Annotated in this window: 13 protein-coding genes; 11 read left to right on the forward strand and 2 right to left on the reverse strand. The window is 72.8% G+C overall.

Features of this window, described 5'->3' with window-relative positions; all coding sequences use genetic code 11:
• The first annotated feature begins 25 nt into the window (after nt 1–25).
• From ACZ4WV_RS23115 to rpsD, 3 genes are all read left to right on the forward strand, one after another.
• Nucleotides 26–640: an antibiotic biosynthesis monooxygenase gene (locus tag ACZ4WV_RS23115; protein WP_465749624.1), complete on the forward strand. Its 615-nt coding sequence runs from the start codon at nt 26–28 to the stop codon at nt 638–640.
• A gap of 55 nt (nt 641–695) precedes the next feature.
• Nucleotides 696–2,090: a replication-associated recombination protein A gene (locus ACZ4WV_RS23120; RefSeq protein WP_465749626.1), complete on the forward strand. Its 1,395-nt coding sequence runs from the start codon at nt 696–698 to the stop codon at nt 2,088–2,090.
• Nucleotides 2,091–2,399: 309 nt separating this feature from the next.
• Nucleotides 2,400–3,014, forward strand: coding sequence for a 30S ribosomal protein S4 (rpsD, locus tag ACZ4WV_RS23125; protein ID WP_270148363.1), 615 nt, complete (start codon nt 2,400–2,402; stop codon nt 3,012–3,014).
• A gap of 113 nt (nt 3,015–3,127) precedes the next feature.
• On the opposite strand, the gene ACZ4WV_RS23130 is transcribed toward rpsD, so the two are convergent.
• Nucleotides 3,128–3,445 (reverse strand): tetratricopeptide repeat protein, encoded by a 318-nt coding sequence (locus ACZ4WV_RS23130; protein ID WP_465749628.1) that lies wholly within the window; start codon nt 3,443–3,445, stop codon nt 3,128–3,130.
• 47 nt (nt 3,446–3,492) lie between these two features.
• On the reverse strand, nt 3,493–5,706 hold the full coding sequence (locus ACZ4WV_RS23135; RefSeq protein ID WP_465749630.1) for an ATP-binding protein: 2,214 nt from the start codon (nt 5,704–5,706) through the stop codon (nt 3,493–3,495).
• A 224-nt stretch (nt 5,707–5,930) separates the two neighbouring features.
• Between ACZ4WV_RS23135 and ACZ4WV_RS23140 the strand changes: the two genes are divergently transcribed.
• The 8 genes from ACZ4WV_RS23140 to aroC all read left to right on the forward strand — a co-directional run bounded on the left by ACZ4WV_RS23140 (nt 5,931) and on the right by aroC (nt 15,660).
• Nucleotides 5,931–6,410 (forward strand): DUF948 domain-containing protein, encoded by a 480-nt coding sequence (locus ACZ4WV_RS23140; RefSeq protein WP_465749632.1) that lies wholly within the window; start codon nt 5,931–5,933, stop codon nt 6,408–6,410.
• Between the two features lie 4 nt (nt 6,411–6,414).
• Complete coding sequence (locus ACZ4WV_RS23145) at nt 6,415–6,849, forward strand: DUF6167 family protein (RefSeq protein WP_465749634.1); 435 nt, start codon at nt 6,415–6,417, stop codon at nt 6,847–6,849.
• Nucleotides 6,849–9,518 carry an alanine--tRNA ligase gene (gene alaS / locus ACZ4WV_RS23150; protein ID WP_465749636.1) on the forward strand — a complete coding sequence of 890 codons (2,670 nt, stop codon included), beginning with the start codon at nt 6,849–6,851 and terminating at the stop codon, nt 9,516–9,518. Before ACZ4WV_RS23145 ends, alaS begins: the two co-directional genes overlap by 1 nt.
• Nucleotides 9,518–9,997 carry a Holliday junction resolvase RuvX gene (ruvX, locus tag ACZ4WV_RS23155; RefSeq protein WP_350736831.1) on the forward strand — a complete coding sequence of 160 codons (480 nt, stop codon included), beginning with the start codon at nt 9,518–9,520 and terminating at the stop codon, nt 9,995–9,997. The genes alaS and ruvX overlap by 1 nt, the downstream gene beginning before the upstream one ends.
• Before the next feature lie 195 nt (nt 9,998–10,192).
• Nucleotides 10,193–11,410 carry an endolytic transglycosylase MltG gene (gene mltG, locus ACZ4WV_RS23160; RefSeq protein WP_465749638.1) on the forward strand — a complete coding sequence of 406 codons (1,218 nt, stop codon included), beginning with the start codon at nt 10,193–10,195 and terminating at the stop codon, nt 11,408–11,410.
• Between the two features lie 188 nt (nt 11,411–11,598).
• Nucleotides 11,599–13,425, forward strand: coding sequence for an endolytic transglycosylase MltG (gene mltG, locus ACZ4WV_RS23165; protein ID WP_465749640.1), 1,827 nt, complete (start codon nt 11,599–11,601; stop codon nt 13,423–13,425).
• A gap of 34 nt (nt 13,426–13,459) precedes the next feature.
• Nucleotides 13,460–14,290, forward strand: coding sequence for a shikimate dehydrogenase (locus ACZ4WV_RS23170; RefSeq protein WP_465749642.1), 831 nt, complete (start codon nt 13,460–13,462; stop codon nt 14,288–14,290).
• Between the two features lie 185 nt (nt 14,291–14,475).
• Nucleotides 14,476–15,660: a chorismate synthase gene (gene aroC / locus ACZ4WV_RS23175; RefSeq protein ID WP_465749644.1), complete on the forward strand. Its 1,185-nt coding sequence runs from the start codon at nt 14,476–14,478 to the stop codon at nt 15,658–15,660.
• Nucleotides 15,661–15,730 lie beyond the last annotated feature (70 nt).

Raw genomic sequence — 15,730 nt, forward strand, 5'->3', positions numbered from 1 at the left:
CCGGGCGTCCACAGGAGGCGCGCTCATGTTCGTCCGTACCGTCTACGCCACCGGTCACCCCGACCGGATCGAGCAGACCCTCGACCGGCTCCGTGCCGAGGCCCCCGCACTGCTGGCCGACCGGCCCGGGTACCGCGGCTACGGGCTGTTCGTCGACCGGTCCCTCGGCAAGATCACCATGGGCTCCTGGTGGGAGTCCGCCCAGGCCGAGCGGGACAGCGACGCGGCGCTGGGTGAGCGTCGCCGCGAGCTGCTGGCGCCGCTGGCCGGCACCGTGGACACCGGCGTCTGGGAGGCCGTGGTGACGGCCCCGCCCGGCACGGCCGGCCCGGGCGCCGGCTTCCGCCTGGTGCGCGGCCGGATCGACCCGGACAAGGTGGACCGGCTGGCCGAGGTCTTCCGGGACCGCGCGCTGCCGACCCTGGAGAAGCTGGACGGCTTCGTCACCGGCGCGCTGCTGGCCGACCGGCCGAGCGGCCGCATCTCGGTGGGCGCGATCTTCGCCGACCAGGCGAGCTTCGCGCACTCGCGCGGCCCGATGGCCGACGCCCGGGCGCAGGCGACCGCCTCGGCCGGATCCACCGTGTGGTCGCTGGAGGAGTTCGACGTCGTGCTGCTGGACGGCCCGCCGCAGGACTGACAGACAGGAGGGCTTCCCGCCGAGGGGTGTCGGCGGCCTCGCATAGGCTTCCGGTGTGGACGAACCGGACCTCTTCACCGCCGCAGCCGAGGAACGCCAGAGAAAGGAGCCCGGCCGGGCACCTCTGGCCGTACGGATGCGCCCGCGCACCCTGGACGAGGTGGCCGGGCAGCGTCAGCTGCTGAAGCCCGGCTCCCCGCTGCGGCGGCTGGTCGCGGGCTCGCGCGGACCGGCGGCCACCAGCTCGGTGATCCTCTGGGGGCCGCCCGGCACCGGCAAGACCACCCTCGCGCACGTGATCAGCCAGGCCGTGGAGGGCCGCTTCGTCGAACTGTCCGCGATCACCGCCGGGGTCAAGGAGGTCCGGGCGGTGATCGACGGCGCCCGGCGGGCCGTCGGCATGTCCGGCCGGGAGACGGTGCTCTTCCTGGACGAGATCCACCGCTTCTCCAAGGCCCAGCAGGACTCGCTGCTGCCGGCCGTGGAGAACCGCTGGGTCACGCTGATCGCGGCGACCACCGAGAACCCCTACTTCTCGGTGATCTCCCCGCTGCTGTCCCGCTCGCTGCTGCTCACCCTGGAGTCGCTCACCGACGACGACATCCGGGCGCTGCTGCGCCGCGCGGTGGTCGACGACCGCGGCCTGGGCGGTGCAGTGGAGCTGACCGCCGAGGCCGAGGACCACCTGGTGCGGCTGGCCGGCGGGGACGCCCGGCGGGCGCTGACCACGCTGGAGGCGGCGGCCGGGGCGGCGCTGGAGAAGGGCGAGGCCGGCATCACGCTGGCCACCACCGAGACCGCCGTCAACCAGGCGGCGGTGCGCTACGACAAGGACGGTGACCAGCACTACGACGTCGCGAGCGCGTTGATCAAGTCGATCCGCGGCAGCGACGTGGACGCCACCCTGCACTACCTGGCCCGGATGATCGAGGCGGGGGAGGACCCGCGGTTCATCGCCCGGCGGCTGATGATCTCGGCCAGCGAGGACGTCGGTCTGGCGGACCCGACGGCGCTGCAGACGGCGGTGGCGGCGGCCCAGGCGGTGGCCTTGATCGGCTTCCCGGAGGCCCGGATCATCCTGTCCCAGGCGGCGATCGCGCTGGCGCTGGCGCCGAAGTCCAACTCGGCGTACCTGGCGATCGACGCGGCGCTGGCGGACGTGCGGCAGGGCCTGGCGGGCGCGGTGCCGCCGCACCTGCGGGACTCCCACTACGGCGGTGCGGGCAAGCTCGGCCACGGCAAGGGCTACCAGTACCCGCACGACCTGCCGGAGGGCATCGCGGCCCAGCAGTACGCGCCGGACGCGGTGCACGGCAAGGAGTACTACCGGCCGAACCGGCGCGGCGGAGAGGTGCGGTACGCGGACACCGTGGAGTGGACGCGCGGCCGACTGCGGGGCGAGCGCCGGGCGGAGCGGAAGGCGGAGGAGCCCGGGGAGAACGGCGGGTGAGCCACCGGTATACTCGGTCGGAGTGCCATGTCCCGGGACGGCGGCGGGGGTGACCCCACCGACCGGCCGCACCAGCGGGGCACCGGCCGTAGGCCTCCTCCGGGAGGCCCGCAACAGGAGCGTCGCGCACCGTTTCGGTGTCGCGGACGGCCCGGTTTCCGGGCCCTTCGTGTGACCAGCACTTCCGTGCCCGGCTCCGGAGAGCGGCTGATCCCTCGCGCAGGCGGGCGGGTTTTCTCCGGGTCGCGACATGCGACCTCCGTCAACACCTGGTGAAAGCCGTATTCATAAGCAAGGAAGGTTTGGTTCATGGCGAACCAGAAGCGTCCCAAGGTCAAGATCGCGCGTGCCCTCGGCGTGCCGCTGACCCCGAAGTCCGTCAAGTACTTCGAGGCCCGCCCGTACCCGCCCGGCCAGCACGGCCGTGGCCGCAAGCAGAACTCGGACTACAAGGTCCGTCTGCTCGAGAAGCAGCGTCTTCGCGCCCAGTACGACCTGAGCGAGAAGCAGCTGTCGCGTGCGTTCGACCGCGCGAAGAAGGCCGAGGGCAAGACCGGTGAGGCGCTCGTCGCCGAGCTGGAGACCCGTCTGGACTCGCTGGTGCTGCGTTCGGGCATCGCCCGCACCATCTACCAGGCCCGTCAGATGGTCGTCCACGGCCACATCGAGGTCAACGGCGGCAAGGTCAACAAGCCGTCGTTCCAGATGAAGCCGGGCTACGTGGTCACCGTCCGCGAGCGCAGCAAGGAGAAGGTCCCCTTCCAGGTCGCCCGTGAGGGTGGCTACGCGGGTGAGGGCCAGACCCCGAAGTACCTCGAGGTCAACCTGAAGGCCCTGGCCTTCCGCCTGGACCGTGCGCCGCAGCGCAAGGAGGTCCCGGTGATCTGTGACGAGCAGCTGGTCGTCGAGTACTACTCGCGCTGACCCGCGCTCGGTTCCGCAGTCCGCGAGACCACAGCGAGCCCCCGTCGCCTTCCGAGGCGGCGGGGGCTCGCCGTTCTCCCGTCCCGCTGTGCCGGACGAGGCGCTGTGCGGTGTCAGACGGCCTCGCCGGTCATTGCGGCGGCCAGCCGCAGGTGCGGGCGGGCCTGCTCGGCGCGGCCCTGGCGCTCCAGGGTGCGGCCGAGCATCAGCCGGGCGTAGTCCTCGGCCGGGTCGAGGTCGAGGATCCGGCGCAGCTCGGCCTCGGCGCGGCCGAGCTGGGCGGAGTGGTAGTAGCTGCGGGCCAGCAGCAGCCGGACGGAGAGGTTGGCCGGCTCCTCGGCCAGCACGCCCTCCAGCAGGCGGGCGGCGTCGGCGTACGCCTTGGACTCGAAGTGGAAGTTCGCGAGGCGGTACTCGTCGTGGACGGCCATGGTGCTCCTCCGGGTGGTTCCTTGCCTCCTCAAGCAATGGACAAGTTTCAACTATTCCGCACCGGCGCGGGCGCCGGTGCGGGCGGCACCGAGAACGGCCCGGAGTGTGGCTCGCACCCGCCCGGCGGGCCGCCGTCGCCGAGTGCCCGGGAGACGGCGGCGTCCAGGTCCAGCCGGGTGCCGGCCCGGTAGCAGTCCTCGTACTCCCGCTCCGTCAGCCCGGCGCGGGCCCGCTCGGCGCACTCCTGGTGGGTGCCGAAGAAGGAGCGCGAGCCCAGGAAGGGATTGCCGACGGCGCGCCAGATCCGGTGCGCGGCGCCCTGCAGCACCCGGGCCTCGCGCAGGTCGCCGGGCTCGCCCGGGCCGTCCGGCTCGGTCTCCAGCAGCGCCAGCAGGTCGATCCCCAGGACGATGCCGAGCAGGTCGTGGAAGACGTGGTTCAGCCGGACGCACTCCCGGGCCAGGGCGCGGGCGGCCTGGACCGCGCCGTCCAGGTAGTGGGAGTACGCCGTCGCGTAGAGCACGTAGGCGTACGCCCACTGCTCGCCGTGCTCCTCGCAGACCTCTCGGGCCTGGCCGAACCAGAGTTCGCCGCTGTCGAGGTCGCCCTGGAACAGGTGGGCCAGGCCCAGCTCGATCATGGCCATCACGACGTTGCTGTTGAGCTCGCCGATCGTCCGGTAGTGCCAGAGCGCCTCGTCGAACAGCTCGGCGGCGCGCTCCGGGTCGTCGCCGATCAGGGCGGCGCAGCCCTGGCGGTGGACGGCGTAGGCGAGGGCCCGGGCGTCGCCGGTGTCCAGGGCCTGGCGGCGGCACTCCTCCAGCGCCGGGCGGGCGGCGCCGAGGTCGCCCTGCAGGGTGGCCATGTAGCCGGTGACCCAGAGGGCCTTGGCGCGGGCCTCGGTGGGTTCGCGGTCCAGCGCGAGCGCGCGGTCCAGCCAGTGCCTGCCCTCGCCGAGGTGGCCGCAGCCGACCCAGTAGAACCACAGGGTGCCGGCCAGCAGCAGGGCGATCTGCTCCTCGCCGGGCTCGGCGAGGCAGAACTCCAGCGCGGCGCGCAGATTGGTGTGGGCGAGCTCGGTGCGCTCGGCGGTCTCCGCCTGACGCGGACCGAACCACTCGACCTCGCCCCAGGTGGCGACGCCCAGGTACCAGTCCCGGTGGCGGCGCAGCAGCCGCTGTTCCTCGCCGGTCGCGCGCAGCCAGTGGCCGCCGTACTCGCGCAGGGTGTCCAGCAGGCGGAATCGGACGCCGAAGGCGCTGTCCTCGCGCAGCACGACGGACTTGGCGACGAGTTCGTCGAGCAGGTCGAGCACGTCCTCGGGTTCGATGCCGTCGCCGGCGCAGACGTACTCGGCGGCCTCCAGGTCGAAACCGCCGGCGAAGACCGACAGGCGGGCCCAGAGTAAACGTTCCTGCACCGTGCACAGCTCGTGGCTCCAGCCGATCGTGGTGCGCAGCGTCTGGTGTCTGGGCAGGGCCGTGCGGCAGCCCCCGGTGAGCAGCCGGAAGCGGTCGTCCAGCCGCGCCGTGATCTGCTCCACCGACAACGCCCGCAGCCGCCCGGCGGCCAGCTCCACAGCCAGCGGGATGCCGTCCAGACGGCGGCAGAGCAGGCCCACCGCCTCCGCGTTGGCCTCGGTCACCGCGAAGGACGGCAGCACCGCCCGGGCGCGGTCGACGAACAGCCGCACCGCGTCCGGCAGTGCGCCCGTCGGTCCGGTCGGCAGCGGGCCGACCGGCAGCGGGGCCAGGGTCAGCAGGTGCTCGCCCGAGGCCCGCAGCGCGGAGCGGCTGGTGGCCAGCACCCGCAGTCCGGGCAGCATCCGCAGCAGTGCGTCGGCCAGCTCGGCGCAGGCCTCCACCAGGTGCTCGCAGCCGTCCAGCACCAGCAGCAGACGGCGCCCGGCCAGCCGCTCACCGAGGACGTCCAGCGGCGGGCGGGCGGTGCCGTCGGTCAGCCGCAGCGCCTCCAGCACGGCGTGGCCGAGCAGCAGCGGGTCCTGCACGGGGGCGACGTCCACCAGCCAGGTGCCGTCCGGGAAGGCGCCGGCGGCCCGGGCCGCGGCGCGCACCGCGAGCCGGCTCTTCCCCACCCCGCCGGGTCCGGTCACGGTCACCAGCCGGGCGCCGGCGAGCAGGGCCGCCAGCTCGGCCAGTTCCCGCTGCCGCCCGACGAAGCCGGTCACCTCGGCCGGGAGCAGGCCGGGCCCCGGCTCGCGCGGCCACGCCTCGGGCTGTGCTGTCCAGTCGCCGGCCACGCGCTGCTCCCCGTCGTTCCGGGCCCGGACCACCGCGGTCCGGACGTGTGTCGGGCCGTACGGGCGACGGCCCGCCTGGCAGAACGAGGTGACCGGCCGGTAGGTTACGCGCGCGCATCGCACACCCGGGCGAGGTCACGGGCGATAACCCGGTCCGGAAACGGGGTGCGGGCGCGATAGGGTCAGACCCTGAGGAGAACGGCGAGGCGAGGGAGCGCGCAGAAGTGTCCGTGGGAGAGCTGGCCGGGTTGCTCGTCGCCGTGTTCTGGGCGGTCCTGGTCACCCTGCTCGCCGTGGTCCTGGTCCGCCTCTCGCGGGTGCTGAAGGAGGCCACCGTCCTGGTCTCCGCGGTCACCGAGCAGGCCGTGCCGCTGCTGACCGAGGCGGGCGCCGCGGTGCGCAGCGCCAACGAGCAGCTGGAGCGGGTGGACGAGATCACCGCCAACGTGCAGGACGCCGCCGCCAACGCCAACGCGCTCTCCTCCACCGTGGCCGCCACGCTGGGCGGACCGCTGGTCAAGGTCGCGGCCTTCAGCTACGGCGTCCGCAAGGCCGTCGCCAAGCAGCAGGGCGGCCTGCCGAACGTGCCGGTGCAGGCCGCCGAGCGCGACGAGCTCGCCCGGCTGATCCGGGCCGAGGTGCGCGCCGCGACCGCGCCCAGGTACGGCCTGCTCTCCAGGGTCCGGCGCGCGGTGAAGGGCTGACGACATGGCACGCATCTTCTGGATGGCGGTCGGCGCCGGCGCCACCGTCTGGGCCATGCGCAAGGCCAACGAGGCCGTGCACCGGCTCACCCCCGACAGCCTCTCCGGCACCGCCGCGCGCGGAGCGCTGCACCTGGGTGACCTCGCCAAGCAGTTCGCCCAGGACGTGCGGGCCGGCATGGCCGAGCGCGAGGAGCAGCTGAAGGACGACCTCGGACTGCGCGGCACCGCCGTCGTCGAGCCCCGGACCACCCGGGTGCTGCGCGGCGAGCCGCAGTACCGAGCTATCTCGGCGGCGCCCGGCAGCCCGGCCGCCGCCCTGCCTCCGTCCCGCGCGCTGTCCCACGGTGGCGGCCGCACCGCACCTCAGGCCATTGAAGAAACGCCCCGCCGCGCGCTGCCGTCGCGGGGCGGCACCCCGAACCGGAAGGACCACTAATGGAGTCGGCTGAGATCCGCCGCCGCTGGCTGCGCTTCTTCGAGGAGCGCGGCCACACCGTCGTTCCGTCGGCGTCCCTGGTCGCCGACGACCCCACCCTGCTGCTCGTCAACGCCGGCATGGTGCCGTTCAAGCCCTACTTCCTGGGCGAGGTCAAGCCGCAGTTCTCGCGTGCCACCAGCGTCCAGAAGTGCGTGCGCACCCTGGACATCGAGGAGGTCGGGAAGACCACCCGGCACGGCTCCTTCTTCCAGATGTGCGGCAACTTCTCCTTCGGCGACTACTTCAAGGAAGGCGCCATCAAGTTCGCGTGGGAGCTGCTCACCAGTTCCGTCGCGGACGGCGGCTACGGCCTGGAGAAGGAGAAGCTCTGGATCACCGTCTACAAGGACGACGACGAGGCCGAGCAGATCTGGCGTGACGTCATCGGCGTCCCCTCCGAGCGGATCCAGCGCCTCGGCATGAAGGACAACTTCTGGTCGATGGGCGTCCCCGGCCCGTGCGGCCCGTGCTCGGAGATCAACTACGACCGCGGCCCCGCGTACGGCGAGGAGGGCGGCCCGGCGGTCAACGGCGAGCGCTACCTGGAGATCTGGAACCTGGTCTTCATGCAGTACGAGCGCGGCCACGGCGACGGCAAGGACGGGTTCGAGATCCTCGGCGACCTGCCGAGCAAGAACATCGACACCGGCCTCGGCCTGGAGCGCCTGGCCGCCATCCTGCAGGGCGTCGACAACCTCTTCGAGATCGACACCAGCCGGATGATCCTCGACCGCGCCGCCGAGCTCACCGGCCACGCCTACGGCGCCGACCACAAGTCGGACGTCTCGCTGCGCGTGGTCACCGACCACATCCGCACCGCGCTGATGCTGGTCGGCGACGGCGTCACCCCGGGCAACGAGGGCCGCGGCTACGTGCTGCGCCGGATCCTTCGCCGCGCCATCCGCAACATGCGCCTGCTGGGCGCGACCGAGCCGGTGGCCAAGGAGCTCATCGACATCGCCATCAAGGCGATGGCCCCGCAGTACCCGGAGCTGGAGGCCGACCGCAAGCGCATCGAGACGGTCGTCACCGGCGAGGAGGCCGCCTTCCTGCAGACGCTGAAGGCCGGCACCAATCTGCTGGACGCCGCGGTCACCGAGACCCGACAGTCCGGCGGCGCGGTGCTCTCCGGCGAGCAGGCGTTCAAGCTGCACGACACCTACGGCTTCCCGATCGACCTCACCCTGGAGATGGCCGAGGAGCAGGGCCTCCAGGTGGACGAGGCCGGCTTCCGCCGTCTGATGCAGGAGCAGCGGGACCGGGCCAAGGCGGACGCCAAGGCCAAGAAGATGGGCCACGCCGATGTCGCCGCGTACCGCGAGGTCGCCGACACGTCCGGCGCCAGCGTCTTCACCGGCTACACCCTCACCGAGGGCGAGGCCACCGTGGTCGGCCTGCTCGTCGACGGCGTGCCCTCGCCCGCCGCCTCCGAGGGGGACGAGGTCGAGATCATCCTCGACCGCACCCCGTTCTACGCCGAGGGCGGCGGCCAGCTCGCCGACCACGGCCGGATCCGGCTGGAGTCCGGCGCGGTGGTGGAGATCCGCGACGTGCAGCAGCCCGTCCCGGGCGTCGTCGTGCACTCCGGCGGGGTGCTGTTCGGCGAGGTCGTGCTGGGCGCCTCGGCGTACGCCACGATCGACATCGAGCGCCGCCGGGCGATCGCCCGCGCCCACTCGGCCACCCACCTGACCCACCAGGCGCTGCGCGACGCGCTCGGCCCGACGGCCGCCCAGGCCGGCTCCGAGAACGCCCCGGGCCGCTTCCGCTTCGACTTCGGCTCGCCCGCCGCCGTTCCGGGCAGCGTGCTGGTGGACGTCGAGCAGAAGATCAACGACGTGCTGGGCCGCGAGCTGGACGTCACCGCCGAGGTCATGACGATGGACCAGGCCCGCAAGGCCGGCGCCATCGCGATGTTCGGCGAGAAGTACGGCGACGAGGTGCGGGTCGTCACCATCGGTGACTTCTCCAAGGAGCTGTGCGGTGGCACCCACGTCGGCAACACCGCCCAGCTGGGCCTGGTGAAGCTGCTCGGCGAGTCCTCGATCGGCTCGGGCGTGCGCCGGGTGGAGGCGCTGGTCGGCGTCGACGCGTACAAGTTCCTGGCCCGCGAGCACACCGTGGTCTCCCAGCTCACCGAGCTGGTCAAGGGCCGCCCGGAGGAGCTGCCGGAGAAGATCTCGGGCATGCTCGCCAAGCTCAAGGACGCCGAGAAGGAGATCGAGCGCTTCCGCGCCGAGAAGGTGCTGGCCGCCGCGGCGGGCCTGGCCGACTCGGCCGAGGACGTGCACGGCATCGCGGTGGTCGCCGCCCAGGTCGCCGACGGCGTCGGTGCGGACGAGTTGCGCAAGCTGGTCCTGGACGTGCGCGGTCGCCTGGGCTCGCGCCCGGCCGTGGTCGCCGCCTTCACCGTGGCGAACGACCGCCCGCTGACCGTGATCGCCACCAACGAGGACGCCCGCGGCCGTGGCATCAAGGCCGGCGAGCTGGTTCGCACCGCCGCCAAGACCCTCGGCGGCGGCGGTGGCGGCAAGGACGACGTCGCCCAGGGCGGTGGCTCCAACCCGGCCGCGGTCGGCGAGGCCATCGCCGCGGTGCGCGGCCTGGTCGCGGAGCGCGCCAGCTGATGGAGCAGGAGGAGAGGCCCTTCCGGCGGGGGCGGCGGATCGCCGTCGATGTCGGGGACGCCCGGATCGGGGTCGCGTCCTGCGACCCCGACGGGGTGCTCGCCACGCCGGTGGAGACCGTCCCGGCCGGGGTGAAGTCGCAGGCCCGGATCGCCGCGATCGTCGAGGAGTACGACGCGATCGAGGTGGTCGTCGGGCTGCCGCGCTCGCTCAGCGGCAAGGAGGGCCCGGCGGCGGAGAAGGTCCGCGCGTACGCCCTCCGGCTGGCCAACCGGCTCTACCCGGTGCCGGTCCGGCTGGTGGACGAGCGGATGTCGACCGTCACCGCGACCCACGGGCTGCGCGCCTCGGGGGTCAAGGCCAAGAAGGGCCGCTCGGTGGTCGACCAGGCCGCCGCGGTGGTGATCCTCCAGACCGCCCTTGAGTCCGAACGGGTGAGCGGACGCCCGCCCGGTGAGAGCGTCGAGGCGGTCGGCTGACCGGCCTGATCTAACGTCCCGAAAAGGGGTCCGTGCGGACACGTCCGCACGGACCCCTTTTCGTTCGATGCCGTGTCCGTTTTCGGTCGGTACAGATCGATGAAGATCGATATGACCGATCGGGGGCGGTTCGGTCCGATCCGGACTGATCCGGCGCGATTCGGAGCGATTCGGGACGCCGAGGGAGCGTGAGCCATGACCGACCAGGACTTCCACCCGGGGCTCACCCCCGGCCACCTGGGCGCACCGGTGCTGGAGCCGGAGGGACGCCCCCCGGTCGCGCCCCGGCCGCGCCCCGATGCGCCGGATCCGCACCGGCGGCGCAACGGGCTGGCCTGCGGGCTCACCGCCCTCGCGTTGATCGCGGTGTTCGGCGGGATCGGACTGACCGGCTACACCTGGTTCCAGGGGCAGCGCAAACCCGCCGCCGCCGCCGACTACAAGGGTCAGGGCAGCGGCAGTGTCCAGGTCTCGGTGCCGGAGGGCGCGGGCCTGTCCCAGATCGCCTCGGCGCTGGTCCGCAACGGGGTGGTGGCCAGCTCGCTCGCCTTCACCCGGGCGGCCAAGGGCAGCGCGGCGGCCGCCGGACGGATCCAGCCCGGGACGTACACGCTGCGGCTGAAGATGTCGGCGGCCGCCGCGCTGGCCGTCCTGATCGACCCTGCCAACGCCAACGGCCTCACCATTCCCGAGGGTTGGCGCGGTTACCAGATCTACGCGGCGATCGACAAGAAGCTGAACCTGCCCGAGGGCACCACCCGGCGGACCGCCCAGGAGCAGGGCGCCGAACTGGGCCTGCCGGACTTCGCCAACGGCAGCCCGGAGGGCTACCTGTTCCCGGCGACGTACAGCGTCACCGACGCGACCACCCCGCTGGAGCTGTTGAAGCAGATGGTCGAGCGGGCCGGCAAGGAGTACAGCCGGGACGACGCCACCGTGGTGGCGCAGACGCTCGGGCAGAGCCTGTACGGACTGGTCACCGTGGCGAGCATGGTGCAGGGCGAGGCCGACAACACCGAGGACATGGGCAAGGTGGCCCGGGTCATCTACAACCGGCTGGCGAAGGGCATGCCGCTCCAGCTGGACTCCACGATCAACTACGCGCTCGGCCGCTCGACGCTCAACACCACCGTCACCGACACCAAGCTGAACTCCCCGTACAACACCTACGTGCACCCGGGGCTGCCGCCGTCGCCGATCTCCAACCCGGGCCGGCAGGCGATCATGGCCGCGCTGGACCCGACGCCCGGGGACTGGCTGTACTTCGTGACCGTGAAGCCGGGGGACACCCGCTTCACGGACAGCTACGAGGTGCACCAGCGCAACGTGGCGGAGTTCAACGCGGCCCGGGCCGCGAAGCCGAGCACCTCGCCCAGCGGCCCGGCGGCCGCCACGCCCCCGGCGGCGCCGTGACCGGGGCGCGGACCCCGGGTGAGGTCGATCACTGACGGTATGTCCGTCCGGGCGGGTGCCAGGCTGCGGTACGGTAACGTCTCCTCCCAGGCGCTGCGCTAGCACGCCGGTTCGAGAATCAGCCGGGACGGCCTCGTCCCGGACGGCCGGTCCGATCCTCCGGTCGTCACCGTCGGTTAAGGGGATCAATGACCGATCTGGGTCGGGGCTACGGCCCCCAGGGCGAGCCGTGGCACCCCGGTGATCCCGGGTACGGCGGCCAGCAGCCGGTCCCCGGCCACCACGACGGCCAGTGGCAGCAGTACCCGCAGCAGGGCCAGCAGCCGTACGAGGACGTGCAGCAGCAGGCGTATCAGCAGCAGATGCAGGGCCATCCCCAGCAGATGATGGCGGCCCGGGGGTACCAGCAGCAGATGCCGGAGCAGGGCTACCCCCAGCAGCAACCGATGCCGCAGCAGGGGTACCCGTACCAGCAGCAGCTGCCCCAGCAGGGCTACCCCCAGCAGCAGATGCCGATGCAGCCCGGCATGCCGCACCAGGGCATGCCGCAGCAGCAGATGCCCCAGGGCCATCCCCAGCACATGTCGGCCCAGCAGCAGATGCCCGGCCAGCAGCAGCAGTTCCAGCAGCAGCACCAGCAGCAGCCGCCCGCCCAGCAGCAGCCGCCGCAGCGGGCCCAGCAGGCCGTGCCCGCCTCCGGCCCGGGCCCGGACGGGATCGACTGGGAGGCCGAGGCCGCCGCGCTGGAGTCCGGCGCCGACCCGGTCGGCGCGGTGCACGAGCCCGCCGCCGAGGAGTGGGACGGCCGCGAGGACGGCCACCACGAGGACGGCGGGTACCTCGACGAGCACGCCGAAGCCGAGGAACCCGGCTTCCTGGGCACCCGGGACGACTCGCGCGAGGCCCAGAAGAAGCGCAAGGAGAAGGGCAAGAAGGCCGGCCGCCGCAACGGCGGCGCCTGCCTGCTGGTCGCGCTGGTGCTCCTCGGCGCCATGGGCGGCGCCGGCTGGTGGGGCTACGGCTTCTACCAGGACCACTTCGGGCCGCCGCCGGACTTCACCGGCGAGGGCACCGGCTCCGTCCAGGTCGAGGTCAAGCAGGGCGCGGGCGGCGGGCAGATCGGCCTCGTCCTGAAGAACGCCGGTGTGGTCAAGAGCGTCGACGCGTTCACCAAGGCCTGCAACGCCGAGCCCAAGTGCGGCACCATCCAGTACGGCTACTACGGGATGAAGAAGGAGATGTCGGCGGCCGCCGCGCTCAAGGAACTGCTGGACCAGGCGGGCGGCGCGGCCATCGTGATCCCGGAGGGCAAGAACTCCTCCGAGATCTACGCGATGATCGACGCCAAGCTGAAGCTGCAGAAGGGCACCACGGCGAACGTCGCCAAGGCGCAGCTCAACGACCTCGGTCTGCCCGGCTACGCCCAGGGCAACGTCGAGGGCTTCCTCTGGCCGACCCGCTACAACATCGCCGACGGCATGAAGCCCGAGGACCTGCTCAAGCAGATGGTGAAGAACGCCACCGACAAGTACGCCGCGCTGGACGGCCAGGCCGCCTCGGTGGGCCTGAAGAACGCGTACGAGGTGATCACCGAGGCGAGCATCCTGCAGCGCGAGGGCAACAACACCGCGGACTTCGCGAAGATGGCCAAGACCATCCAGAACCGCCTGGCCAACGAGTCCGAGACCCACCGCCGCCTCGGCATGGACACCACGCTGCAGTACTCGCTGGGCCGCAAGGACCTCACCAAGAAGGACATGGACGACGCGTCCAACAAGTACAACACCTACCTCAACCCGGGCCTGCCGCCGACGCCGATCTCCAACCCCGGTGACGACGCGATCAACGCGGTGCTGCACCCGGCGGACGGCAAGTGGCTGTACTTCATCGCGATGTCCCCGACCGAGACCCGCTTCGCCGAGACCAGCAAGGAGCACTACGCCAACGTCAAGGAGTACTGCCAGGCGGCCGGTCAGGGCTTCGACGAGGCCCGCGGCCACTGCACCAGCAAGTAGTCCGCACCGGTAACCGGCCCATGGAGGGGCAGCGTTGACCAGCAAGCACCGGGCGGCCGTCCTCGGCTCGCCGATCGCCCACTCGCTCTCGCCGGTCCTGCACCGGGCCGCGTTCGCCGCGCTCGGGCTGGACGGCTGGCGCTACGACCGCTTCGAGGTCGACGAGGCCGCCCTGCCGGGCTTCGTCGCCGGGCTGGACGAGGCCGAGTGGGCCGGGCTGTCGCTGACCATGCCGCTCAAGCGGGCCGTCATCCCGCTGCTGGACGAGGTCAGCGCCACCGCCCGCTCGGTGGACGCGGTCAACACCGTGGTGTTCACCGCCGACGGCCGGCGGACCGGGGACAACACCGACGTCCCCGGGCTGGTCAACGCGCTGCGCGAGCGCGGCATCACCGAGGTGCCGGCCGCCGCCGTGCTGGGCGCCGGAGCCACCGCCTCCTCGGCGCTGGCGGCGCTCGCCCAGATCTGCACCGGCGAGGTGACGGTCTACGTGCGCAGCGCCGAGCGGGCCCGGGAGATGGCCGAGCTCGGCGAGCGGCTCGGCGTCGTCGTGCGGCCCGCCGAATGGGAGCGCGGGGCCGAGGCGCTGGAGCGGCCGCTGACCGTCTCCACCACGCCGGTCGGCGCGACGGACGGTTTCGCGGCCGGGCTGCCCGCCGCGCCCGGGGCCTTGTTCGACGTGCTGTACCACCCGTGGCCGACGGCGCTCGCCGCCGCCTGCGCCGAGCGTGGGGCGACCGTCCTGGGCGGCCTGGACCTGCTGGTGCACCAGGCCGTGCTGCAGAGCGAGGCCTTCACCGGGCGGGTGCCCGGGCCGCTGGCGGCGATGCGCGAGGCGGGCGAGAAGGCGCTCGCGGGGCGTTAGGCGGCCCCGGCCACGCCCCGGGCCGCAGCTTGCGGTCACTCCACGGCCGGATGGTGACCGGTTGCTGTCCGTCACGCGGACTGTGCCCCCGGGTGCCGCTGGGGCATGAAAGGATTCAGGGACAAGGCACGTCCGGGGCGGGCCGCGGCGGTGCCGTGGGCCGGTCCGCTGATGAAGGAGCTCCGTTGGGTACGTTGCGCTGGCTGACGGCGGGGGAGTCGCACGGCCCCGCACTCGTCGCGACGCTGGAAGGCCTGCCCGCCGGTGTACCGGTCACCACCGCCGTGGTGGCCGACGCGCTGGCGCGCCGCCGGCTCGGTTACGGCCGCGGGGCGCGGATGAAGTTCGAGCAGGACGAGGTGACCTTCCTCGGCGGTGTCCGGCACGGCCTGACCATGGGCAGCCCGGTGGCGGTCATGGTCGGCAACACCGAGTGGCCGAAGTGGGAGCAGGTCATGTCGGCCGACCCGGTCGACCCCGAGGTGCTCGCGGGCCTGGCCCGCAACGAGGCGCTGACCCGCCCCCGGCCCGGCCACGCCGACCTGGCCGGCATGCAGAAGTACTCGATCGACGAGGCCCGGCCGATCCTGGAGCGCGCCAGTGCCCGCGAGACGGCCGCCCGGGTCGCGCTGGGCGCCGTCGCCCGCGCCTACCTGAAGGAGACCTGCGGGATCGAGATCGTCAGCCACGTGGTCGAGCTGGCCGCCGCCAAGGCGCCGGCCGGCGTGGTGCCGCTGCCCTCGGACGAGGCCCGGCTGGACGCCGACCCGGTGCGCTGCCTGGACGCGGACGCCTCGAAGGCGATGGTCGCCGAGATCGACCAGGCCCACAAGGACGGCGACACCCTCGGCGGCGTGGTCGAGGTCCTCGCGTACGGCGTGCCGGTGGGCCTCGGCTCGCACGTGCACTGGGACCGCCGCCTGGACGCTCGGCTGGCCGCCGCGCTGATGGGCATCCAGGCGATCAAGGGCGTCGAGGTCGGCGACGGCTTCGAGCTGGCCCGGGTGCCGGGTTCGAAGGCGCACGACGAGATCGTCCCGACCCCGCAGGGCGTCAAGCGCACCTCCGGCCGCTCCGGCGGCACCGAGGGCGGCCTGTCCACCGGCGAGGTGCTGCGGGTGCGCGCCGCGATGAAGCCGATCGCCACCGTGCCGCGGGCGCTGCAGACCCTGGACGTGCGCACCGGTGAGCCCGCCAAGGCGCACCACCAGCGCTCGGACGTCTGCGCGGTGCCGGCGGCCGGGATCGTCGCCGAGGCGATGGTCGCGCTGGTGCTGGCCGACGCGGTGAACGAGAAGTTCGGCGGCGACCACGTGTCGGAGACGCGTCGCAATGTGCAGAACTACCTCGAGCACCTGATCATCACATGAGCCGGCGAAGCGAGTTGGTCAGCGGAGGGCGCCCGTCGCGGTCGTCCCACGCCGGGCTCAGTGGGGTGGG

It is taken from the genome of Kitasatospora sp. NPDC029312 (assembly GCF_055569215.1).